At 44.2% G+C, this 24103-nt stretch carries 21 protein-coding genes; 15 read left to right on the top strand and 6 right to left on the bottom strand.

The window, feature by feature from the left end; translation table 11 throughout:
* Positions 1–797 precede the first annotated feature (797 nt).
* The 5 genes from OPS28_RS03075 (at position 798) to OPS28_RS03055 (ending at position 8576) form a co-directional block, all read left to right on the top strand.
* Positions 798–1598, top strand: coding sequence for an alpha/beta fold hydrolase (locus OPS28_RS03075; RefSeq protein ID WP_265607962.1), 801 nt, complete (start codon positions 798–800; stop codon positions 1596–1598).
* Positions 1599–1613: 15 nt separating this feature from the next.
* The gene (locus tag OPS28_RS03070; RefSeq protein WP_265607961.1) at positions 1614–3584 is read left to right on the top strand and encodes a PAS domain-containing hybrid sensor histidine kinase/response regulator; all 1971 of its coding nucleotides are present in this window, start codon (positions 1614–1616) and stop codon (positions 3582–3584) included.
* Positions 3585–3837: 253 nt separating this feature from the next.
* Positions 3838–5229, top strand: coding sequence for a replicative DNA helicase (dnaB, locus tag OPS28_RS03065; RefSeq protein ID WP_265607960.1), 1392 nt, complete (start codon positions 3838–3840; stop codon positions 5227–5229).
* 182 nt (positions 5230–5411) lie between these two features.
* Positions 5412–6734, top strand: a complete 1323-nt coding sequence (locus tag OPS28_RS03060) for a conjugal transfer protein TraF (protein WP_265607959.1) — start codon at positions 5412–5414, stop codon at positions 6732–6734.
* A gap of 15 nt (positions 6735–6749) precedes the next feature.
* Positions 6750–8576 (top strand): hypothetical protein, encoded by a 1827-nt coding sequence (locus OPS28_RS03055; RefSeq protein WP_265607958.1) that lies wholly within the window; start codon positions 6750–6752, stop codon positions 8574–8576.
* Between the two features lie 70 nt (positions 8577–8646).
* Here the strand turns inward: OPS28_RS03055 and OPS28_RS03050 are convergent, their stop codons facing one another.
* From OPS28_RS03050 to rsd, 5 genes are all read right to left on the bottom strand, one after another.
* Positions 8647–9855, bottom strand: coding sequence for an OmpA family protein (locus OPS28_RS03050; RefSeq protein ID WP_265607957.1), 1209 nt, complete (start codon positions 9853–9855; stop codon positions 8647–8649).
* A 95-nt stretch (positions 9856–9950) separates the two neighbouring features.
* Entirely contained in the window at positions 9951–10376 is a 426-nt protein-coding gene (locus tag OPS28_RS03045; RefSeq protein WP_265607956.1) for a secondary thiamine-phosphate synthase enzyme YjbQ, read from the bottom strand.
* A 2-nt stretch (positions 10377–10378) separates the two neighbouring features.
* Complete coding sequence (locus OPS28_RS03040) at positions 10379–10843, bottom strand: chemotaxis protein CheX (RefSeq protein WP_265607955.1); 465 nt, start codon at positions 10841–10843, stop codon at positions 10379–10381.
* Positions 10833–11306: a transcriptional repressor gene (locus tag OPS28_RS03035; RefSeq protein ID WP_265607954.1), complete on the bottom strand. Its 474-nt coding sequence runs from the start codon at positions 11304–11306 to the stop codon at positions 10833–10835. The genes OPS28_RS03040 and OPS28_RS03035 overlap by 11 nt, the downstream gene beginning before the upstream one ends.
* 42 nt (positions 11307–11348) lie before the next feature.
* Positions 11349–11822 carry a sigma D regulator gene (rsd, locus tag OPS28_RS03030; RefSeq protein ID WP_265607953.1) on the bottom strand — a complete coding sequence of 158 codons (474 nt, stop codon included), beginning with the start codon at positions 11820–11822 and terminating at the stop codon, positions 11349–11351.
* 248 nt (positions 11823–12070) lie between these two features.
* On the opposite strand from rsd, the gene nudC reads away from it, so the two are divergent.
* From nudC to OPS28_RS03015, 3 genes are all read left to right on the top strand, one after another.
* Positions 12071–12886: an NAD(+) diphosphatase gene (gene nudC / locus OPS28_RS03025; RefSeq protein ID WP_265607952.1), complete on the top strand. Its 816-nt coding sequence runs from the start codon at positions 12071–12073 to the stop codon at positions 12884–12886.
* Positions 12887–13159: 273 nt separating this feature from the next.
* Positions 13160–14254 (top strand): uroporphyrinogen decarboxylase, encoded by a 1095-nt coding sequence (gene hemE, locus OPS28_RS03020; protein ID WP_265607951.1) that lies wholly within the window; start codon positions 13160–13162, stop codon positions 14252–14254.
* Positions 14255–14273: 19 nt separating this feature from the next.
* Positions 14274–14915 carry a hypothetical protein gene (locus OPS28_RS03015; protein ID WP_265607950.1) on the top strand — a complete coding sequence of 214 codons (642 nt, stop codon included), beginning with the start codon at positions 14274–14276 and terminating at the stop codon, positions 14913–14915.
* Positions 14916–15239: 324 nt separating this feature from the next.
* Here the strand turns inward: OPS28_RS03015 and queG are convergent, their stop codons facing one another.
* Positions 15240–16391 carry a tRNA epoxyqueuosine(34) reductase QueG gene (gene queG / locus OPS28_RS03010; RefSeq protein WP_265607949.1) on the bottom strand — a complete coding sequence of 384 codons (1152 nt, stop codon included), beginning with the start codon at positions 16389–16391 and terminating at the stop codon, positions 15240–15242.
* Between the two features lie 6 nt (positions 16392–16397).
* On the opposite strand from queG, the gene OPS28_RS03005 reads away from it, so the two are divergent.
* The 7 genes from OPS28_RS03005 (at position 16398) to hflX (ending at position 24094) form a co-directional block, all read left to right on the top strand.
* Positions 16398–17897, top strand: a complete 1500-nt coding sequence (locus OPS28_RS03005) for an NAD(P)H-hydrate dehydratase (protein WP_265607948.1) — start codon at positions 16398–16400, stop codon at positions 17895–17897.
* Positions 17898–17920: 23 nt separating this feature from the next.
* Positions 17921–18406: a tRNA (adenosine(37)-N6)-threonylcarbamoyltransferase complex ATPase subunit type 1 TsaE gene (gene tsaE / locus OPS28_RS03000; RefSeq protein ID WP_265607947.1), complete on the top strand. Its 486-nt coding sequence runs from the start codon at positions 17921–17923 to the stop codon at positions 18404–18406.
* Positions 18407–18455: 49 nt separating this feature from the next.
* Positions 18456–19775, top strand: coding sequence for an N-acetylmuramoyl-L-alanine amidase (locus OPS28_RS02995; RefSeq protein ID WP_442863963.1), 1320 nt, complete (start codon positions 18456–18458; stop codon positions 19773–19775).
* A 17-nt stretch (positions 19776–19792) separates the two neighbouring features.
* Complete coding sequence (gene mutL / locus OPS28_RS02990; protein WP_265607946.1) at positions 19793–21526, top strand: DNA mismatch repair endonuclease MutL; 1734 nt, start codon at positions 19793–19795, stop codon at positions 21524–21526.
* Between the two features lie 39 nt (positions 21527–21565).
* On the top strand, positions 21566–22459 hold the full coding sequence (miaA, locus tag OPS28_RS02985; protein WP_265607966.1) for a tRNA (adenosine(37)-N6)-dimethylallyltransferase MiaA: 894 nt from the start codon (positions 21566–21568) through the stop codon (positions 22457–22459).
* A 79-nt stretch (positions 22460–22538) separates the two neighbouring features.
* Positions 22539–22787 (top strand): RNA chaperone Hfq, encoded by a 249-nt coding sequence (gene hfq / locus OPS28_RS02980; protein WP_265607945.1) that lies wholly within the window; start codon positions 22539–22541, stop codon positions 22785–22787.
* Positions 22788–22804: 17 nt separating this feature from the next.
* Complete coding sequence (gene hflX / locus OPS28_RS02975) at positions 22805–24094, top strand: ribosome rescue GTPase HflX (protein ID WP_265607944.1); 1290 nt, start codon at positions 22805–22807, stop codon at positions 24092–24094.
* Positions 24095–24103 lie beyond the last annotated feature (9 nt).

The following is a 24103-nucleotide window of genomic DNA, read 5'->3' as shown; positions in this document are numbered from 1 at the left end:
ACTCTTAGTAAAAGTTTAGGCACTTATTACGTTACTCCCCCATGGGGAGGGAGTCCATACATCGGCGAAGGCTGCAACCTCCATCGTTAGATCGTATCTTGAAACATCATAACCCTCACCGCGATGGCGGTGAGCTCTAGCATTGCATGTTCCTAGTAATTTTCTTTTAGAACTTACGATAACAGGTAAGGAGGTCCTGACTTCCGCCACGATGACTACTCTGCGTAGATGCACCTGTTACGACCGCGCCTTGTCTTCAGCAGTCCCCTCACAAGCAGGCGAATCAATGTCTGCTTCACGCTCACAGCAGACCTAATCAACTGTACTATTCGTTCGAATCCAAAACTGAAAAATGTGTTAACACCACTACAATCAAATTGATTTGGAAAGCTTTGGCACCGCTTCATTTCCTCAGTCATTCGAAACATTCCACACGCTTTAAACTGCCCTTCCGTTAAAGAATGTTTATATGGCCCTGCGCCCACCGTAACTTTAACTACTTTTTTGTAAGACCGACATTTTCGTGAGGCCGTTTCATAGCGCTTACAATTTTTAAGCAAATTAACCGGCGAAATCAAAAAAGTGGTCAACAATGCTTAAAAGCACGTATACGCCCATGGCACAAGATGTAGCGGTAGAAGTGGCTTTCAAACTTTTCGTAAAAACAACACTGGTTGGTATCGTTACTATACCAATATCATAGATTTCCTTATATTATTAGAGCGTACTCTAGTTTACATACATCTTTAAATCGTAGTTCTTACGATAATTTCCATTTGATATCAATAGGTTTGCTGATGAGTGTTGAACACCGTAACAACGTGAAAGTTCTAGGTAGTGGGTCTGAAACAATTGTTTTTGCTCATGGATTTGGCTGTGATCAAAATATGTGGAAATATTTAGTACCGTCCTACGAACCGCATTACCGAATCGTATTGTTTGATTTGGTAGGAAGCGGTAAATCCGATCTCTCTGCTTACGATTTTGACAAGTATGACAGTTTACAAGGTTACGCAGATGACCTTATCGAAATTATCGATGAATTCTGCGATAGCCCCGTCATTTTTGTAGGACACTCAGTAAGTGCAACAATTGGAATGCTGGCCGCTGTCGATCAACCAGAAAAATTTAAATGCTTAGTCATGGTAGGGCCATCTCCCTCCTACATTAACGATGGTGATTATACTGGCGGCTTTACACGTGCTGATATTGAAGAACTATGTGACACGATTGACTGTAATTACCTGGGGTGGTCTAGTAATATGGCGCCAGCGATAATGGGGGCGCCCGACCAACCTGAGCTTGCAGTTGAGTTAACTAATAGCTTTTGTCGAACCGATCCTACTATTGCTACGCATTTCGCGCGCGTCACGTTCTTTTCTGATCATCGGGACGCATTAGCTAAATGTTCTATACCTTCTTTAATCCTGCAATGCAGTGATGATTTTATTGCGCCTCTTTCGGTTGGCGAGTATATGAACGAACAAATGCCCGATGCGCAAATGGTGATTATAGAAAATGTGGGGCATTGTCCACATCTAAGTGCACCTCATGCGAGCATTGATGCTATCAATGCGTTTTTAAAACGTCTTCTCTAAAAGTCATAAAATAAAATGAGCAGTTTGCCCGATCTATCCTTTTGCTTTGATAATGCCGCCTGTGGGCTTGTAATTACTGAGGGTGACGGCACTATCCGTCGGGTAAACGCGACCTTTACAAAATGGTTAGGTTATCACTCTGACGAGCTTGTTAATCGAAAAAAAATACAAGAGCTGTTTACTATTGGCGGAAGATTTTTCCATCACACGCACTGGTCGCCTCTTTTACAGATGCAGGGATCGGTTTCAGAAGTTCAACTTGACTTAAAAACGCGAGACGATCAGGTTTTGCCGATGCTAGTGAACGCGTCACGCAATAAGCATGAAGGGCAGATTTTCGACCAACTCGCTTTTTACGTGGTTAATGATAGGAAAAAATTCGAACAAGAATTAGTGAGTGCGAGAAAAAAAGTAGAAGCCTCGCTATCTTCATTACGTGAGACGCAAGAAGAACTTAGCCGTAATCAGGCTATTTTGAATTTAGCCATGCAAAGCGCCAAAATGGCCGTATGGTCATTAGATGTAAAATCCGGGAAGGTGGAGTGGAACAAAGAGCTTCAATCTTTACTAGGCTTTGATCAACAAACCCGTTGGTTGGATCGGGAAGAATTTTGCTCCCTACTCCATCCAGAAGATAGAAAACATTTTGCTGAGGAGCTGACACAGGCAATCGAGAATAAGTCTAATTACACCGTCGAGTTCCGGCTTAAAAATAACCTGGACGCCTGGGTTGAGATGGAGATCAGAGGGCATGTATCATATTCAGAAGTAGGAAAGCCCGAAGCCGTATATGGCATTTTTATGGACGTGTCCGAACGCAAGGCCACCGTTAAAAAATTATCCGAACTAAACAAAAAGCTATCATTAAGCGACCGGCGTAAGACTGAATTCCTTGCCACGTTAAGTCACGAATTACGTAATCCCCTCGCTCCTATCCGAAATGTACTGGAAATTATGCGTTTAAAGTCGACCGATAACGAGTTAGTGAATTGGTCCCGGGAAATTATTGAACGTCATGTGTCACACATCAGTCGTTTAATCGAAGATTTAATGGAGATATCTCGAGTCTCTAATAACCGCGTCAAATTACGCCGTAAAACCATGGATATATTTCCCGCGCTTGAGGATGCGATTGAAGAAGCAAATCCATTGATAAGATCAAATCGTCATGAGCTTACAATTGATAAACCTTCTTCTTCGATTTACATAGACGCAGATGGCACCCGGATCGTTCAGATTTTCTCTAATTTGCTCACTAACGCAGCGAAATATACCCCGGCGGGTGGCAAAATTAATATAACGGTAAGCCACCATAGTGACACAGTGATAATCTCAATAAAAGATACAGGTATTGGCATTCCCGCTGGCGACCTTACCAATATATTTACTATGTTTTCCCAGCTTACTCCGGCGTTGGAACGCTCCCAAGGGGGGTTAGGCATCGGGCTAGCCCTTGTTTATCAGCTGGTCGATTTACACGGTGGAAAAATTGAGGTGCGTAGTGAGGGGCGCAATAAGGGAAGTGAATTTATTGTCAGGCTGCCCGCTTTAACCTCCTTACCCCCGCCTGCTAAGATCGAAAATAGTGGATCCTCAATCCGTCCAAACAAGGCTTCTCAGCTTCGAGTTTTGGTGATCGATGATAGCAAAGACACAGTTAGAAGCTTAGCTCAATTACTCGAGTATAATGGCCATCTTGTACGGTGTGCTTTTGATGGGGGCACGGGGATAGAGCTAGCAAAAGAGTTTACGCCTCATGTTATTTTATCAGACATTGGCTTGCCGGATATTACAGGTTATGAAGTAGCAAAATCGGTGCGCAGCCATTTCGATGGGAAAAACCTTTATTTAGTTGCAATAACGGGCTGGGGGCAGAATAAAGATAAACAGTTAGCGAGAGATGCAGGCTTTGATGAGCATATTACTAAGCCAGTCAACTTCGCGAAATTGAAAAAATTGTTGGCGAATTTAAATGTTGCTGACTAAGTTGCCTAGTGCGGTAACGCTAACGTAAGTAAACGCTGCCTCGCATTCTTAGGCGCAAAGCTGGTTTTTATTGAAAATTCTACAGCGATGTGGTGTTGATACATTAGTGAGTAGCAGTACGAGATAATTCTAAAAGCTTTTTAATTGAAACGCATCGTATTCATACACATACTAATTGGCGTCGGCCAATGGTATAACATAGGTAAGTAAGTCATAATGTCCATCATCATTTTATTGCGTTAAAGTATTCATTGTGAAAGTTGTACCCACGTCAGGCACTGACAAAAATATTGAAAAATTAAAAGTTCCACCTCACAGTATTGAGGCGGAGCAGTCGGTGCTGGGAAGTATGCTAATCGATCCTGAAAGCTGGGATAAAGTAGCAGAGCTGGTGACTGAAAATGACTTCTATAATCGTTCACACCAAATTATCTTCAAAGCCATTTTGCGCTTATTGTCGCAAAATATGCCGGTAGACTTAATCACGGTTTCTGAAGAGTTAGAAAACCATGACCAATTGGATGATGCTGGAGGGTTTGCTTATTTGGGGGAGCTCGCAAAGAACACACCTAGCTCTGCCAACGTTACCGCCTATGCCCGAATTATTTCTGAACGCGCTGTGACTCGCGAATTGATTGGTGTGGCTCATGAAATTGCAGAGATAGGTTACAATCCGGAAGGGCGCGAGAGTGCAGATATTCTCGACTTTGCAGAAAGCAAGGTATTCGAAATTGCCGAAAAGCGAACAGGTGAAAACGAAGGTCCGAGAAATGTTGAGTCGGTTTTAGGTAAAACAATCGATCGACTCGAAGCATTAATCAAAACTAACAAAGAAGTTACCGGGGTTACCACAGGGTTTACTGACTTAGATAAGAAGACCAGTGGCTTACAACCTTCCGATTTAATCATCGTTGCTGCTCGTCCCTCTATGGGTAAAACCACCTTTGCCATGAACCTGTGTGAAAATGCGATGATGGCAGAAGAAAAACCCGTGTTGGTTTTCAGCCTTGAGATGCCCTCTGAACAGATTATGATGCGTATGCTTGCATCATTAAGCAGAGTGGATCAAACCAAAATTCGTACTGCGCAACTGGATGATGAAGACTGGGCGCGTATCTCTAACACGATGGCCATGCTAAAAGACAAAGATAACTTATTTGTCGATGACTCGTCTGGCCTGACGCCTATGGATGTACGCAGCCGCGCCAGAAAACTTGCCAGAGAACGTGGCGGTATCAGTTTGATAATGGTGGATTATTTGCAGCTTATGCGAGTGCCTTCGTTAAGTGACAATCGAACGCTTGAAATTGCTGAAATATCCCGCTCACTTAAAGCCTTAGCTAAAGAACTAGAAGTCCCTGTGGTTGCTCTATCACAGTTAAACCGAAGTTTGGAACAACGCGCTGATAAACGGCCCGTTAATTCCGACTTAAGAGAATCAGGGTCAATCGAGCAAGATGCGGATTTAATCATGTTCATCTATCGTGATGAGGTATATCACGAAAATAGTGAAGAGAAAGGGGTAGCGGAAATTATCATCGGTAAACAGCGTAACGGACCCATTGGTACCTCGCGATTGACCTTCCAAGGGCAGTTTTCCCGCTTCGATAATTATGCAGGCCCTACCTATACCGATGATTATTAATTTAATTTAAGTTTCAGGAATCCCGGCATTAGTCGATACAAAATATTCAAGTAGTCGATCTTATGATCGACGATGGGAAAGGAAGTTGATCCCGACCTTAAGCGCATAGTTAGATGATCAGTGCGTTTGAGTTGTATTAAGGTTTGGACAGAATTATTCACTTTCAATATGGGTATTCCGCTATGCGCACCCCAACTAAATTAACTTTAGTAATCGCTACCTTATTTTCCACTTATACGTTGGCTGACCAGCCCATTTACCATCCTATCGGACCGTCGCTCACGCAAGGTAAAATAAGCAGCAAGTACGATTTGACGTCCGTTATGAATAACCCCGCCGCGTCGCCACTCGTTTTTGATAAAACCAAAGACGAAAATTGGCGCATAGGTGCTATTGGTCCGTTTGGAATAGGTTATGAAGTCGGCCAAGTCGATGATCTGGTTGATGAACTAGATGAACTTATTGATATTCTCGATTCGGAGAACTTAAGTGCTGATGACGCACTTGATGCAGTCGATCGTTTTGAGCCGTTTTTGGTCAATGCGGAAAAAGATGGTTACGTAAAAGCTTCAACAGCCTTTACGATACCGTTATTGCCCGTGGTATATAACCATCCAACATTAGGAACATTTACATTTGAAGTGTCGTCGCACGGCCAACTAAAAGGCAATGTACTTGCTGACGATATCGAAATTATCGTTCTAGATGGCGGTTATGAACTGAACACCAATGCCTCTATGTATGTTAAAAGTGCAGTCCAGCTAAATGCATCACTGGGATACGCTAAGGCGTTCTGGGAGCGTGACTATGGGCAATTAATTGGTGGCTTAAGGGCAAAATTGGTGACCATGGAATTGTCAAAAAGCGTATTGTCGTTTAGTGCACTGGACAGCAGCGATGATTTAGCCGACGTGATCGAAGACGAATACGATAAAGGGGCAGACCGAACATCGGCATTGGCCTTAGATTTAGGGCTACTTTGGGTAGCTGACAACTATTCTTTCGGCATCACAGTAACCGACATTAATGAACCAGAGTTTGAGTATGGCGACTTAATCAGTAATTGTGCCAATGAAACTGGGGTGGGGATAGACAATTGTTATGCCGCACAGCAATTTATTACCGCTGGGCGTATCAATGGTCAAGAGACCCATGTCGCAAATAGCCAGGTCACGTTAGAAGGTTCGGTGCTATTTGGTGGCGATAAGCAGTTTGGGCTACATGCTTCAGTTGACCTGAATGATAAAAATGATCCTGTGGGCGATTTGTACCAATGGTCGACAATCGCTATGACGTATAATTTTGACAACTGGGTGCTACCTCAACTAAGAGCAGGCTATAGCTATAATAGTGCTGGTAGTGAGCTCGGTTACTATAATGTCGGAATTACCGTGCTAAACAACCTGTATATGGATGTGCGCTGGTCAGACGAAAATACTGCAATTGATGATAGTTCCGGTCCCCGTTCAGCATTTATAAATATCGGTTTCCAAACCCGTTTTTAATAGTGGAGTATACCTATGAAATATTTTAAAAGACAATTCTCCATAGTAGCCGTTGCAGTTGTAAGCGCCTTAGCGGGTTGCGGTGGAACCGAAGAGCAAGACATCGCTATTGCAGAAGAGCCGATTCAATTTGCAGGAAGAGGGGTTGATGGTTACATCGCTAACGCAATAGTGTGGGTAGACGTTAAAGCTAATGACAGAATAGATAGCTTTGAGCCTTTCGCGTATACGGACGCGCAAGGTTTTTACAGTTATAACCCGAACACGGGGGTAGATTACTGTGCGCAGGAATCTGCTTCCTTGAGAAAGTTCTGTCTGGAAACGGGAGCGGATCTGGATACGTCCCGCGTAAAATTAACCAGTGGCGTCGATTTAAATACAGGCGAACAATTCGACGGTACGTTAACGCTGAATATTTCTACTGAAGATGCAGTAAGCCGACTGGAAGATCTCAAAGCGTTAGGTGCAAAACCAGCTAATGACGATGGTACTTGGCAAGTGCAGGCTGATGATTTCGCGACACTGGTAACACCGCTGACAACGATAAAAAGTTATTTATCTGCTGATACCGAATTGACCACTGTGTTAACCGCAATGGGCGTTGCTGTTCCAGGAGGGGTTGAGGATTCTGTCCTTATGCAGCAGGACTATATCGCCAAACTCGATGCAGCTGGCAGCTATTCAGCGGGTTTATTTGCCACTGCTGTGAAGCTGCAAAAACTTGTAGATACAGTATCTACGTATTTGAATATGGCGGGTGAACCACTCGGGCTGGGTGAAGATGGGTTACCGGAAAGCAGTGCTGATGCGGTATGGAAGTCAGTGGTAGCATGGGCTGAAGCTAATCCAGGTGTAGATTTGGGCGAGGGTATTAACCCCATCACCAATGACGCGGTAAATAATTTTGTGTCTCAGATAACTGCTGCGGGTATATCGGAGTCATCTGGTGCTATAACGAAAATAAAAAGCGAGACCCTGGCTTCTGAAATGGAAACCAGCGGAGCTGCTACTATCGCAGTAAATAAAGCTTTTTTCAACGCAGCTTCTAACATACACGACTTGGTTGCTGCGGCTAAAGGGGCCGAAATATTTTACGCTGCGGTGAAAAAACAGAGTCAGGGAGACGCCCGTTTAACATCAGTCAGTAAAGTCGCAACGTACCTTATCAATGACATGAGTTTACTAAACGAGCTTAGTGTACGAGAGCTGAATAAAAATAACGGCACTTCATTCGCAACCCTTGATTTACTTACAATTAGCGAGAATTTACTTTCATTAGCGGATGATAATGACACTATAACAGCCGATATAAATACGGTTATAGAAAACGCTGAACTTGCAGACTTAACGGCTAGCTCTGCTACCTCCTTCTGGCCAGATAAACGGCTCGACTTTTCGGGCGTGGTAGATGATGGCGACAACGCTGAAATAAAACTATTCTTTCTTGAGGATGATGGTAGCGGTGAAAACGGGGATTTAGTCATCTGTCTGAGCTACCGTAGCACTGATCCTAAGGATGATATTGTCGGTCAGCGTTTAGATGGAAGTTGGTCATTGCTTGATGTCAATAATCCTAATAGTCTTTCGATGCTGGCTGAAGGTTATTCTTTGCAAGTAAAAATTATGGGTGAAGTGTTAGGCTCTGAAATTGACGAGGAGGTAGGCACGCCCCCAGAGGCGAACTCACTGTATGGTAAGTATCGTTTTGTGCTGGAAGAGGATAGTGAAGTTTGGTATTCAGATGAAAAATCACAAAATACCGACTATGGATTACGGGCTATTCAAAATGTACCTGCTGACGACCAGGCTTGTCGCGATATACTTACGCTGGATGATGAGTAAGCGAATATTTAATTGATAAAAAGAAAAAGGTCCGAATTAAGTTCGGACCTTTTCTTTATAGATTGCTAGCTTATTTCTTCTTTGGGCGTTTTACCGTCTCAGTTACCCGAATGTATATTCGACGGTTCTTTTTATGCGCTTCCGCAGTGTTTGAGGTATCCAGCAACTGGGTTTCGCCAAAGCCTTTTGCTTGTAAGCGACTTTCCTCAATGCCGTAGCGGCTGACCAACATATTTTTGAACGCATTTGCGCGCTTTTCAGAAAGCATCATATTATAGTCGGCGTCCCCTGGCGCTGAAGCATGACCTTCAATAAGTACCGAGGTTTTACCGTAACGCCTAATGAATTTCACAAATTGCTGTACTTTTTCAGAATCGGGATCTTGAATTTCAGCACTGTTATGAGGAAACATTACGCGAATAGTATGGGCGACTTCTTTCTCAGTGAAAACCGTACAGCCATCTGCATCCACCTTATCATTAGCGGGGGTATCGGCACATTGGTCACGATCATCTTTCACACCATCTTTATCAGCATCGCCCACTTCTTTGATAGCACAGCCGGTGGAATCCACACGGGTGTTTGGAGGGGTATTTGGGCATTGGTCATACTGATTGGTAATCCCATCATTATCGGAATCTAGTTCGCAGCCTTTAGCGTCAACTTGCGCTCCACGAGGAGTTCCCGGACACTGGTCCAGGTTATCGTTAACGCCATCGTCGTCAGCATCCGCTATTTTCGGTGTGGACGGTACAGAGCCAAATGTGAAAGCTAATCCCGCTTTAAAACGTAGATCGTTAGTATTGTTTGAAAAGTCGTGAAATAGGCCGGCTTCTGTCACAAACCGAAAGCGCTCTGAAATTTGCCAGTGTCGCCCAATACCAACATCACCAAGGGTATAATGATCTTGTAGGTGCTGGCGTCTTAAACCTGCAAATAAAAATGTATCGCTATTATTCGGGAAATAGAGAGCATCTGCGCCGAACATCTGGCCCTGGTCCTGTGTAAGGTTTGCAGAGACCCTGTAATCTAGTTTTAAATTACTGTACTCAAAACGTCCGCCCCACTTATTGTCCATCCTGAAGCCATATTCAATACCACGCTCAAGGCCATTATCATACACGCCCAAGGGAGAGCTTTTGTTAGTATCTCCGTTATACTTTGCCCCGTATAATCCTAGCCAGCTATCGTAAGCAGGCCCTGGTTGGGTATCCTGTGCACCCACGCCCGCCGAAAGGAAGGCAAGACAAATGGATGTTAAGTGTAATTTTGTGTGCATTTCCATATCCTTTTTCGTATTGTAAACAACACAGAGGAAGCACAGGTTATGCCATTTTACTAGGATGGAAGGCGGTGAGCGCCTTAAGAATGCAGTTAGAACTCTGAACCATATAATGTGGCGACGACTTTTCTTGCCCCACCGTGGTCTCGGTGTTCGCCTAAGAGAATACCCTGCCATGTACCCAGCTGTAACTTTCCATCCCTCACAGGAATAGACAGTTCACAACCGAGCAAACTGGATTTAATGTGCGCGGGCATGTCGTCACTTCCTTCACACGTATGTTCATAGTAAGGTTCATTTTCGCGGACGTTACGATTAAACCACTGTTCTAAATCACGCCTCACAGAAGGGTCGGCATTTTCATTTATACAGAGGCTGGCGCTGGTATGTTGCAAGAAGAGATGTAACAGCCCCATCTCGATTTTTTGAATTTGCGGTAAGGCTGACGTTATTTCATCGGTGACAAGGTGAAACCCACGAGATTTTGGACTGAGGGATAGGGTGCTAGAGTACCACATACCTATTTATCGAAACAGATTTCCAGATGCGCGTGGCCTTCGTCACACATAAAAGGCAGTATAATTTTAGGGCCATCAACTTGGTGGCTGATAGAGTGCGATTTGCCTGAGACCACAATAGGGGTAGCCATACCAAACTCGTAACCTCTTTCGCCCAAGTCTCGTTTCGCACTGCCGCATATCATGTTGGTAATTTCACCCACCATATCGCCCACCTCTGCATCTATTTTGCCAGGCCTTTCACCCACCATCCGTTCCATAATAGTTAGTGCAAGTTGTTCATCAAAAGTGATCGACATTGAACCTTTCACATCCGGGCCCACCATCCCGATTAGGCCCGACACGTCGCCTTTAGCAACATCACTTTGCTTACGCTGCGGCTTGCCCGGCGTTAGCGTTGTTTGTGCCATAGTCGACATTACGTTCAGCAAGCCTTGAATAAAAGGGTTTACAAAATCAGCTTTCATGAACTGGTTCCTCACAGCTGGTTGATTCAGCAAGTTGGCATTCTGCACACAACCCGTGTGCTTCAATAGTTTGTTTAGATACTTTAAAACCGTGACTCTTGGCCTGTTTTTCCAGCGTATCCTGTAACCCTTCAGACTGGATTTCAGCCACGTCTCCGCAGCTATCGCAGATCAAAAACTGAACAGGATGCTGGCAACCAAAATGGTGACAAGCAACAAAAGCATTGGTGGACTCTAAACGATGAATGAAGCTAAAATCAAGTAGGAAGTCTAATGCGCGGTAAACTGTGGCGGGTTTTGCACTCGATTCAGTTTGTTTAAGGTTGTCCAGTAAATCGTATGCGCCCATTGGGCCATGTTTATCCAATAAGATCTGGTATACCTTTTCACGCAGTGGTGTGAAGCGGGCTCCCCGCTTATCGCAGTACGCTCTAGCTTTAGATATTATCGTAGCATGTTTCATCAGCTTAAAATCGAACCAACCCGTTTTAATCTATGTACAACTTCATGCAGAAGTCAGTGTGTTATCGCTTTTGGTTTTCTGGTGCATGTGATGAATTAGCCGATCTTCAAGTGCAAACCGTTCCTCAAGCACATTACCTAAATCAGCTAATTCGCTATCAAAATTTTTGGCTTGTTCTGCAGAAAGCGCTTCCGCAAAATGATCATTGAAGCGTAGCGCATTGTCGGTAGTTTGCGCAATTTGTGGATAGACAGTGCGTTTTAATTGAATCCCTGCTTCGTCATCACTTACCAACATTTCGTAAACTTCAAAATGGCCTGCAGAAATATAGTCCATCAGCACCGCGCAAAAATCGCTCACATCGTTAGCCGTCGGTAATTTGGAAGCGTCCGGTTGATTTAAACCCGCCAAATCGCAGTATTTTATCAGCAGAGATTGTCGTTCCTGAAGCCATTTATCGATAGTTTCAGAACGGCCACCCCAACTGGATTTTGCTTTTTCCAACTTATTTAACATGCTAACCCCGCCGTATAGGCAATCGTGAACAGTGCATTTGTTATTCTCCTGAGTATAACACCCAGCAGGTATCAGACCAATTAAACTTATTGACAATGAATCTATAACAATTTTCTAATATTTCATATAAACAGTTACTTACACTATCCGCCAGTATGCGGGTATGTTCAATCCATTCTTCTCGCTTGTCAATGAGTTAATATTGTAGGAATAATGAGTGGACAGCAGCACAATTATAGGGTCGTTAGATGTTAAAAAAGCTTTCTTCACATGCTATAGGAAAAACCGCTAGATGGCTTTTATTCAGCGAAGGAAAATTGTTAATCGACCCGAAAACGCAATTACCGCCCGTCGCAGCATGGGAAAATTTACAAGAATTACACCACCATCAGGATTCAATTTACCAATTGCTTCCTCTCGAAAACGAGAATTACTCCTCGCATCATTACGTCATAGATTTGGGTAACGAGAACATAGCGACGCTACCGTTTAACACCGCTTCTCTGCGTAGCGTACTAATGGCGTTCCCTTTAGAATTTAGCGTGATATCCAGGGCGTGGCAATATACCCATTTTTATCGCACCCATCGCTATTGTGGCCAATGCGGAATGCCTACAACAAAGGTAGATTGGGAAGTCGCAATCCATTGTCATCATTGCTCTCATCGTGTCTACCCAAGGGTGTCTCCCTGCGTGATTATGGCTATATACAAAGATAATGAAATTCTATTAGCCAAAGGTGTGCGTCATAAAGAAAGTGGTATGTTCTCTACGCTTGCTGGGTTCGTTGAAAGTGGGGAGAGTTTAGAACAAGCAGTGCATCGGGAAGTGAAAGAGGAGGTGGGAGTAGAAATCGAAAACTTGGAATACTTTGGTTCGCAGCCCTGGCCCTTCCCTCATTCACTCATGGTGGGATATATAGCTAAGTACAAACAGGGTGAGATCCAGATAGATAAAACCGAAATAGTTGAAGCAGAGTGGTTCAACTTGGACAACTTACCCTTGATTCCGCCCACTTTCTCAATCGCTGGTCAATTGATTCAGGCAGTGAAAAATCGGCAATAAAAAACCCTGCAATAAACACAGGGTTTCAAGTAGTTTGACCGGTCCCGTTAGCGGGCTTCTTTATGTTCGGTAGATATAGTTGTAGCAAACACTTACTTTTTTTGCAAATTTTTGTATGAAAATTTATCGGACAAATGTTTCGAAACTTATTAACTATTTGTTTTTCTGTTATATGTGGCGATAAAAAATTTTACGGTTATTCGTTAATAACAATGGCTAAAAGTTGCTATAATGCGCGGCTCGCAAAGAAAGTATCTATGAACAGGGGTAATTATGGCAGGCGATTCCGCTTCAAAAACGGGTTCTGATTTAAAAAACGATCGTTATTTACGTGCGCTTCTAAAACAGCCTGTTGATGTCACCCCGGTTTGGATGATGCGTCAAGCTGGAAGGTATCTTCCTGAATATAAACAGACCCGGGCGCAAGCGGGTGACTTTATGTCATTATGTAAAAACACCGAACTCGCAACCGAAGTCACCCTTCAGCCTTTACGTCGCTTTAAGCTTGATGCTGCGATCTTGTTTTCCGATATTCTTACCATACCGGATGCGATGGGGTTGGGACTATACTTTGAGACGGGTGAAGGCCCTAAGTTCGAACGACCCATTCAAACTGCCCGCGATATCGAGCAGCTAGGTACACCCGATCCTGAACAAGAATTGCAATACGTAATGAATGCAGTTCGGTCAATAAGAAAGGCACTAAACGGCGATGTACCCCTAATTGGTTTTTCCGGCAGCCCTTGGACGCTAGCGACCTACATGGTAGAAGGTGGCTCCAGCAAAGCGTTTACTAAAATAAAAAAGATGGCCTTTGCAGAACCGGATATGCTGCATACTCTTTTAGATAAACTGGCAGATTCCGTCATTCTTTATTTGAATGCCCAGATTGCAGCCGGTGCACAGTCTGTCATGGTGTTTGACACATGGGGTGGGGTTTTATCACCACGTGATTACCGGTTATTTTCCTTACAATACATGCATAAAATTGTAGACGGTTTAACACGGGAAAATAATGGCCGTAAAGTACCCGTCACGCTTTTCACTAAGAATGGTGGTATGTGGCTTGAATCGATTGCGGCCACCGGATGTGATGCGATTGGACTGGACTGGACAATCGATATTGCAGAGGCAAGAAAAAGAGTAGGTGACAAGGTGGCATTACAGGGTAATATGGATCCCTCCATGCTCTATGCGCAACCAGCAAGAATTCAACAAGAAGTATCCGACATTTTGGCTGGCTACGGATATGGCAGCGGACATGTATTTAATCTGGGACACGGCATTCATCTGGATGTTCCACCCGAAAATGCTGGCGTGTTTGTAGAAGCTGTTCACCAACTAAGCAGACCATACCATCAAAAATAAATATTAGCAGGGCACGTACATGAAAGTTTGGATGTTAACTCCACTTGTCATTTTTATAGCGATTGCTGGTTATCAGTTTGGTTATTATCACGCCAAGATAGAAATCAGCGATGCACAAAAAGCGCGCTTGGCTAGTTCCAATGAAGAATCAGATAGGCTTTTAGCAGATAAGGTCGTGCATAAAGTGACTGCCGCTGAAATACCTGCAAGTGCGCAAAAAATATTGGTAAATAAAAAAAGCAGCGATCATCCGCAAAATGAAAAGCCGAGTGCTAAGGACACACCTTCCAATGTGGAGGGCGTCATTGATAAAGTTGCAAAAACGTCACAGCACCAATTCGAAAGTAATAAAGCTATGGAAGACTTTGTGGATAACTATCGGGATGAAGGTTCTGATATTGAAATAGCTACCCAAATAACAAACTTTTTCACACAACATCTAGATGGGGATAAGGTGTATTTCCATCACGTTAGGTGCGATGCCAGGCAATGTAATCTTGTGGGCCAGTTTGATGGCAAGGACCAGGATTTTGCAACAATGATGGAAAAAATGAAACAACAGGATTGGTATCCTTTTGGTAGCACCTCGAGCAATACCAGTAGCGACGACTCGCAAACGCATTTCATTCTTCATCTCACCGACAGAAAGACGACTTCATAGCATTTTCACGCGAGAAGACGTTTGGGTGGTTCCTTAACTTGATACTTGATACTTCATTTTTGTGTTGGTTTTGGGGAACGAATTGGATCGGTGCCATACCAACGAGTAAAAAGTAAAAAGTAAAAAGTAAAAAGTAAAAAGTAAAATTAACAGACTATTCAATCGGTAAAACGCACCGAATTTTTATAAAACATCTCGCGTTTTGCACAAGATCAAATGGCATACGCCTTCATTGTAGGCATATCCTATTTCAAGCCTTCAAAGAGCCTGTGAGTAGGATGCGATGGGTACGCTGACTAATCCCCCCCTTATTGCAAAATGGTACTATGCATCCCGAGGCAAGCCTTTTTCTATCGCTCGGGTTAACCTTAGTGTTTTGCGCGAGGTTACGTTTTCTTTTTCTGTTTTTGCCCTGTTTTGCGCTTGTTTTAATAGGGCCCATTCTACATGGTGTTTGACCAGCTCAGTGGTGTCGCCTAGTTTATTAATCAGGGAGGTTACAATGGCTTCATCATAACGTGCATTACCCATAGCCACCGCGATATTGCGTAGCCATTTTTGATAACCGATCCGGCGAATAGCCGAACCTTCCGTATTGGTTAAAAATTCTTCTTCAGTCCATTCAAACAACTCTATTAATGGCCGACCATGCAATTTTTCTCTCGGATAGAAGTCTACTTCTTCCGTCACTGAAGCATAACGATTCCATGGACAGATGAGCTGACAATCATCGCATCCATAAATTCTGTTACCCATTAATTCTCGCAGCTGTTCCGGAATAATCCCATCAAACTCGATTGTTAAATATGAAATACATTTCCTTGCATCTACTTTGTAAGGAGCGACAATAGCGTTCGTCGGGCAAATAGTCATGCATGCTGTGCAAGAGCCGCAGCCTTCTTCAACAGGGGAGTCGACCGGCAAGGGTAGATTGACAAATAGTTCGCCTAAAAAAAACCAAGACCCTGCGTGGCGATTGAGCGTAAGTGAGTGTTTACCAGTCCATCCTATTCCCGCCTTTTCTGCGAGAGCATGTTCCAGCACCGGTGCAGAATCGACGAAGGGTCGGCTTTCCAGATGACTACACTGTTCAAGAATTTTTTCACTGAGTTTTTTCAGTCGCTTTCTAATTAGCTTATGATAATCGCGACCTACCGCGTAGCGACTGACATAGCCTTTATTTTCATTCTTAAGGTTGGCGGCAAAAGAAGCATCTGGCGGGAGGTAGTCCATGCGCACACTTATTACGCGTAAAGTGCCTGGCACCAGCTCATTTGGCCTCGCGCGCTTCATGCCGTGACTTTCCATGTAAGCCATATTGCCATGGTAACCGTTGTCCAGCCACGCTTGCAGAGCGGCTTCATGTTTCGATAAATCAATATCACTAATGCCGACTTGCTGAAATCCTAGCTTACGACCCCAAGCCTTGATATCGTTTGCTAATTGGACTAAATCTACCGAATTAATAGTGGACATGTGCTCATGCTAGATAATCAAATCGCGACCAGTTTACCATACAAACTTTATCGGGCCGACCAGGTTCGAGATAATGAACGCACCGCAGCTGAAAATAGTGGCTGTGATATGTTTGCGTTAATGCAACGGGCTGGTGCTTCGGTGTTTCGTCAAAGCGAGCAACTTGTACCAGACGCGCAATCCATTCTGGTATTGGTAGGGCAGGGCAATAATGCAGGAGACGGCTATATTGCCGCTACGCATTTTAAAAACGCCGGAAAACAGGTTGTTTTGTGTGCTGTTGAACCTGAACGTGAACTTAACGGGGATGCCGGACGCGCCCAAGCGTACTGGTTAAGCACAGGCGGAAAAATAGAAACTTATTCCAACAGCTATTTAGAACAAGCAGATTTAGTCGTCGATGCACTGTTGGGGACGGGAATTAATAGTGCGGTCAGAAAAGAATTTTCCCTAATCATTGATAACCTCAATGCTTCAGATGTGGCTGTGATTAGTATCGACGTCCCGTCAGGATTAGACGCTAACACCGGTCAAGCATTGGGGCAGTGTGTTCAGGCAGATGTCACCCTAACCCTGGTGGGCATAAAGATCGGTTTAACCACAGGTGCGGGCAAACAGTTTTGTGGGAAACTAGCCTTCGATGATTTAGGTATTGGTAAAGCCTTTAAGTCTCTTGCCAAATCCTGTGCATCGGTGCTGACAATTGAACAATTTGATAGTATGAAACCCAGAAACATCAATAGCCATAAAGGCTCTTACGGGCGGTTGTTATGTATAGGAGGCAATAAAGGAACTGCCGGCGCCATTCGTTTAAGCAGTGAAGCAGCATTACGAAGCGGAGCGGGAATGGTACGCACTTATGTGCATTCAAGTTCAGTAGTTCAGGTTAGTGCTGGTAGACCTGAGCTGATGGTTACAGACGAGGGCTTGGAAAAAGCACTGGAATGGTCAACGTGTGTGATTATAGGGCCAGGCCTGGGGCAGGATGATTGGGCCGAAGAAGCGTTCCAAATGGCGCTAAAGCATTGCCAGCATCATTGCAAACCCTTGGTCATAGATGCTGATGCGCTTAATTTACTAAGTAAACAAGCGACAGCGTATACCATCAATGATTGCATTTTAACCCCCCACTCAGGTGAGGCGGCCAGATTATTAGGTGTGTCGGTAGAAGATATAGAGGGTGAACGCTTTAATTACGCGCGTCAGTGTGCGCAACGTTACCATGCGCTTTGCGTGCTCAAGGGGGCAGGCACGATTATCGATAACGAATCAACCACGTGGGTCTGCGCCCATGGTAACCCGGGGTTGGCCACAGCGGGCAGCGGTGACGTGCTAAGTGGAATTTTAGGTGCTTTATTAGCACAAGGTATGTCCACAGAACTTGCGTGTAAGTATGGTGTCACCTTACATGCAAAAGCAGGCGACGAGGTTGCTGAAACATATGGTCAGCGTGGTATGATTGCGAGCGATTTGTTTGCAGCAGTTCGTAACTTGTTAAACCAGTAAACCACCCACTAGAATAGAACAATATGGCCAGTAATAATGTTTCAATATGCGTTAAAAATGAAAACGATACTAAACAATTAGCGTCGCAAATAGCCAATGGGTGGAAAGAAACCGGATTTGCCGCGCTGGTTATTTATCTTAACGGTGACTTAGGTGCCGGAAAAACTACGTTTACTCGCTATTTGATTCAGCAGCTGGGCCACAACGGAAATGTTAAGAGTCCCACCTATACCCTTGTTGAACCTTATGATTTAGGTGATGTGTCTGTGTATCATTTTGACTTATATCGTTTAGCGGATCCTGAGGAGCTAGAATTTATGGGGATCCGGGATTACTTTGCTGAACGGTCATTGTGTATTGTCGAATGGCCGCAGAAAGGAAGCGGGTGCTTGGCATCGGCCGACATTACGATTAACATAGCGATGCATGGTGATACACGGGATTTTGCCCTGATGGCATCAAGTGATACTGGAAAATCATTGCTTTCCCAGTTAAATAACGGCACGTAGAGGCCGAATCATGATTATGAAGTAATAGTTGATCAATTAAGGGCGAAGTATGTGGCGCGGCTTCTTGTTAGGTTTAGTTTTGTGGGCAATTGCTTTACCGATGGAGGCGTCAGAGAATGCTATTCAAGCGGTGAGAGTGTCCCAGGAAGAAGGACAAACCCGTCTTGTTTTTGATTTAAAAAACGCACCTGAATACACTTACTTCACCCTCACTAACCCCAATCGGTTAGTCATTGATTTAGCTAGAACCAGTGATATTACCAGCCTAACCAGTCAGGATGAATTAGGTTCATTAGTCAGACGAATTCGCTATTCGACGCCGAAAAATAATCACTCAGCTCGGCTTGTTATCGATTTAGCAAGAAAAGCTGAACCAACTATTTTCCCTATAGCGCCAGCTGCAGGGCTTGGGCATAGGTTAGTGGTTGATTTAGTAGACAGTAATGCACCTTCTGCAGATTTTTTGGTGAGCAGTACCAGTAACACCCGTGATAAAGATATCCTTATTGCTATTGACGCTGGTCACGGCGGCAGAGACCCTGGATCTGTGGGTCCGAAAGGCACTTATGAGAAGAATATTACTTTAAGTATTGCCAAAAAGCTCGAAGCACTAGTGAATGCAGAACCGGGTATGCGAGCCATACAAATCCGTGATGGTGACTACTTTGTCAATTTGAATCAGCGAACAGAAAAAGCGCGTAAAAATAAAGCCGATTTGTTTGTATCTATTCATGCAGATGCCTTCACTACCCCACAACCCCGCGGTGGTTCGGTATGGGTCTTATCGATGGGTCGTGCTGATACAGAGTTGGGTCGCTGGATGGAAAAAACCGAACGGCATTCAGAACTGTTGGGCGGCGCTGCGGAAGTTATTACAGATAAAGCATCTGAACGCTATTTAGCAGAAACTATTTTAGGATTGTCTATGGATCACTCCATGGCTTCCAGCTACGATCTAAGTGAGAAAGTCATTTCTGAGATGCGCCGAATTACGAAAATGCATAAACGACGCCCGCAGTCTGCGAGCCTGGCTGTTTTAACCTCGCCCGATATTCCTTCCATTTTGGTGGAAGTAGGTTTTATTTCAAATCCTCAGGAAGAGAAAAATCTTAACTGGGCCGCACATCGACAGCGCTTAGCACAATCCATGTTTAACGCTATAAAAAAATATTTCATGCAAGTGCCGCCCGATGGTACGCTTTGGGCATCGTGGAAAGAGAAAAATCGCACGCACAAAGTACGAAGCGGTGAATCCCTTTCATTGCTGGCGCAAAGATATAATGTCAAAGTAAGCAGTATCAAAGAAGCTAATAACTTACGCACTGATGTGGTCAGAATTGGCCAGGTGCTTACTATTCCCAGCACTTAACCGTAACGGATACTACGTTGCCCATTAAACTTCTCCCCCCCCAACTTGCTAACCAGATTGCCGCTGGCGAAGTGGTTGAACGTCCTGCGTCGGTAGTGAAAGAGTTGGTCGAAAACAGTATTGATGCAGGTGCAACTCAGATTGAAATTGATATCGAGAAAGGGGGGCATAAACGAATAAAAATTCGCGATAATGGACAGGGGATCGCCAAAGATGAGTTAGCGCTTGCTTTGAGCCGCCATGCGACTAGTAAAATAGCTACCCTGGACGATTTAGAGCAAATCTTATCGTTAGGTTTTCGTGGTGAAGCATTGGCGAGTATCAGTTCGGTTAGTCGACTTACGTTAACCTCAAAACCAGCACGACAAGAGCAAGCATGGCAAGCCCATTGTCATGGTCGCGATATGGATGTTAAGCTTAATCCAGCAGCCCATCCCAATGGCACTACAATCGATGTCGCTGACCTCTTTTATAATACACCCGCTCGGCGTAAATTCTTACGCACAGAAAAAACAGAATTCCAGCATATCGACGACATTATCAAACGAATTGCGCTAAGCCATAATGACGTGGGCTTTACGTTGCGACACAACGCAAAGACAATACGCAGATGGGTTACCCGTTCTCAGGAAGAAAGAAGTAAACGAATTGCCGATGTGGTAGGGCAAAAGTTTATTGGTAACAGTACATACTTAAAAACAGATTATGATGGCGTTAAAATCGAAGCGTGGCTGGGCAGCTTGGGTGAAGTACGTAGCAGTAACGATTGTCAGTTTTCGTTTGTAAATGGGCGTGGGATGCGTGATAAATTGATTTTGCATGCACTAAGGCAAGCATATGAAATGACCTGGGGTATCGCCGAGCAACCAGCGTTCGTCGTATTCTTAACAGTCCCCCCCCGAGATGTTGATGTAAATGTACATCCCGCAAAACATGAAGTTCGCTTCCAGCAAGCCCGCCTCATTCATGATTTTCTTGTACAGGTGGTCAGTCAGGCGCTAAACCCAGAACCGTCTGGTATGAATAATCTAGAAGGCTATCAGCATCAACCTAATCATGATTACATTCAGCCTTTGTCACATTCTGTACAGGAAAGAATACCCACCCCGGCAGCGAGACCTACTAATTTAAACGCTGGTTCAGGTAATTCAACGAGCCGCGCCTCCGTAGCGACACCTCGCGGGCAGGCCAACTATAATAGTTATTTTACTGCGTTAATGACAACTACCAACAATGAGTCTGTCGCTGGAAGGTCTGAGTTGGAATCGATAAGCTTATCTGAGGATTATCGCTTATTCATCCTTAACGATAAGGCCTATTTGCTTTCAAGTTATCTGGTGTTTGCTAAATCAGTCATTGCCCAAATAAACGCTGCTTCCACCTCACAACCCTTACTGATGCCTGTCGCCCTTGAAATGCCGACCACTCACCAACCACAAATTGATTTGCTACGTGGTGTACACTTTAAAATTGACCGAGTTGCTGGGAAAGTCCGGTTACAACACGTTCCGGCTGGCTGCCGCCATCTACCATGGGTTAAGCTCTTTCCACTATTATTGCGGAGCGAATCCGATAGCGCCGAGACAATGTTTTTAGAAATAATTCATAAAGATACAGGATTGGATCAGCACCTTGTCCAACAAGGCTGGGAATGGTTTAAAACATTTTCTGTAGAGGAACAAGAACAAATGGTATTAAATAACGCAGGCGTTGTTTCTACCGCTAGACTGCTCGCGTTATGGGAGCAGTGAGTGAATACTAAAACTCAAGCGGTTCCTGTGGTTGCGATTATGGGGCCTACTGCCTCCGGGAAAACAGACCTGGCACTAACGTTAGCCAAACAGCTTCCTAGTGAGATTATTAGTGTTGATTCTGCATTAGTGTACAAAAATATGGACATAGGTACCGCTAAACCCACCGTAGAAGAGCGGCGAATATGTCCTCACCATTTAATCGATATTCTCGATCCCAGTGAGAGCTACTCAGTCACACAATTTTGCAACGACGCAAATCAGCTCATTAACCAAATTCATCAACGGGGAAATCTTCCTATTTTGGTAGGTGGTACGATGATGTACTTTAACGCCTTGATAAATGGAATTTCGCCCTTACCTAAGTCCAACGAAGAAATTCGTCAAGCAATATGTGTTGAAGCACGAGCCAGTGGATGGAGTGCGATGCATCAGCAGCTACAACAGGTTGATCCTGTCAGTGCTGCTCGCATTCATCCAAATGACCCACAACGTTTAACCAGAGCGCTTGAGGTTTATCGTAGTTCAGGGAAATCCCTCACTTACTGGCAACAGCAAGAAGTGATTAAAACGCCCTTTGAGATAGCGCAATTCGCTATTGCACCGCAGGATAGAGCAGTACTGCATGAGCGTATTGAAAGACGGTTTAAGAACATGCTTGAGGTGGGGTTTGTCGAAGAAGTAAGAAATCTCTATCACCGAGGTGATCTTCATATCGATTTACCCGCTATACGATCAGTAGGTTATAGACAAGTTTGGCAGTATCTTGATCAGACGCTTAGCTATAAGGAAATGCAGGAAAGAGGTGTTATTGCGACCAGGCAATTGGCTAAGCGACAGCTTACCTGGTTGCGGGGATGGAAAGCTCTTGACTGGCTGGACACATTTGCCAACAATAATTTGGCTAAAATTTTAGCAAAAATCGATCGTTAAGCTGTAGGTTGTGATATAAATAGTAAGTCGCGGTGAAAACATTTGTTTTCATTGGAATAATAAAAATTAAGGAATACAAATGGCTAAAGGGCAATCTTTACAAGACCCATTTCTGAATGCGTTACGAAAGGAGCGTATTCCGGTTTCCATTTACTTGGTGAACGGTATCAAACTGCAAGGGCAAGTTGAATCATTTGACCAATTTGTAATTTTGCTTAAAAACACTGTCAGCCAGATGGTATATAAGCATGCGATATCGACTGTTGTTCCATCGAGAGCATTTCAGATGCCTACCCAAGGAGAATCCGATAATAACAAAGGTGAATAATTTAGAAGGAATCACGCTTGTTTGACCGTTATAAAGCCGGTGAGCAGGCTGTACTTGTTCATGTCCATTTTGCTGATGAGAATACTAAGGAAGATCTAGCCGAACTCGAATTATTAGTTGCGTCCGCAGGAGTAGAGGCGGTAGATGTGCTTACTACATCGCGCCAGGCTCCGCATGCTAAATATTTTGTTGGTTCTGGAAAAGCTGAAGAAATAGCTTCGGCAGTGAAAGCGTATGATGCCAACGTAGTTATCTTTAATCATGCACTTTCACCCTCTCAGGAAAGAAATCTCGAAGCTATATGTCAGTGTCGGGTGATTGACCGTACCGGTCTTATTCTGGATATTTTTGCCCAGCGTGCGCGTACACATGAGGGCAAGTTACAAGTAGAGTTAGCTCAGTTAAGGCACATTTCTACCCGATTGATCCGTGGTTGGACGCACTTGGAGCGTCAAAAAGGGGGGATCGGTTTACGTGGACCGGGCGAAACTCAGCTCGAAACCGACAGACGTTTGTTACGGGGGCGAATTAAAGCCATTTTGCGCCGTTTGGCAAAAGTTCAAAAACAACGTGAGCAAGGTAGACGTTCACGTAAACGCGCTGAAATTCCCACTGTTTCTCTAGTTGGTTATACCAATGCGGGTAAATCAACGTTGTTCAATCAAATTACGCATTCTGACGTTTACGCTGCAGATCAACTTTTTGCAACCTTAGATCCGACCTTGCGAAAAATCGAACTAGAGGACGTAGGTACCACTATTTTGGCGGATACGGTTGGTTTTATACGACATTTGCCCCATGATCTGGTTGCAGCGTTTAAAGCCACGTTACAAGAAACTCAGGAAGCCGACTTACTTTTGCATGTGGTCGATGTCAGTGAAGCGAACCACCGCGATACCATGGATGAGGTTAACGCTGTACTTGACGAGATTGATGCAGATGAAATTCCACAACTGATCATTTGTAATAAGATTGATAACATGGATGGCGTTGTCGCACGTATAGATCGTGACGATGAAGATGCGCCTATTCGCGTCTGGATGTCAGCTAAGACAGGGGAAGGGGTCGAATTGCTTCATCAGGCATTAACTGAGTGCCTGGGACGCAGCATGGTAAGCTATACACTGCGTATACCACCATCCCAAAGTCAGTTGCGCGGCGTTTTGTATGAATTAAATTGCATTGATAGTGAAGTGTATGATTCGACAGGTGACTGGATTGTAGAAGTCCGCATGCCATCTGTTGACTGGAACAGGCTGGAAAAAAGACTGGATAACGGAATCTCTTCTTTTGTCGCACAGCATTAAGCGCTAAAC

It is taken from the genome of Alteromonas sp. ASW11-130, from assembly GCF_026183735.1.
GTDB lineage: Bacteria > Pseudomonadota > Gammaproteobacteria > Enterobacterales > Alteromonadaceae > Alteromonas.
The sequence above is the reverse complement of the archived record's forward strand: the minus strand, read 5'-3'. Positions and strand labels throughout refer to the sequence as shown.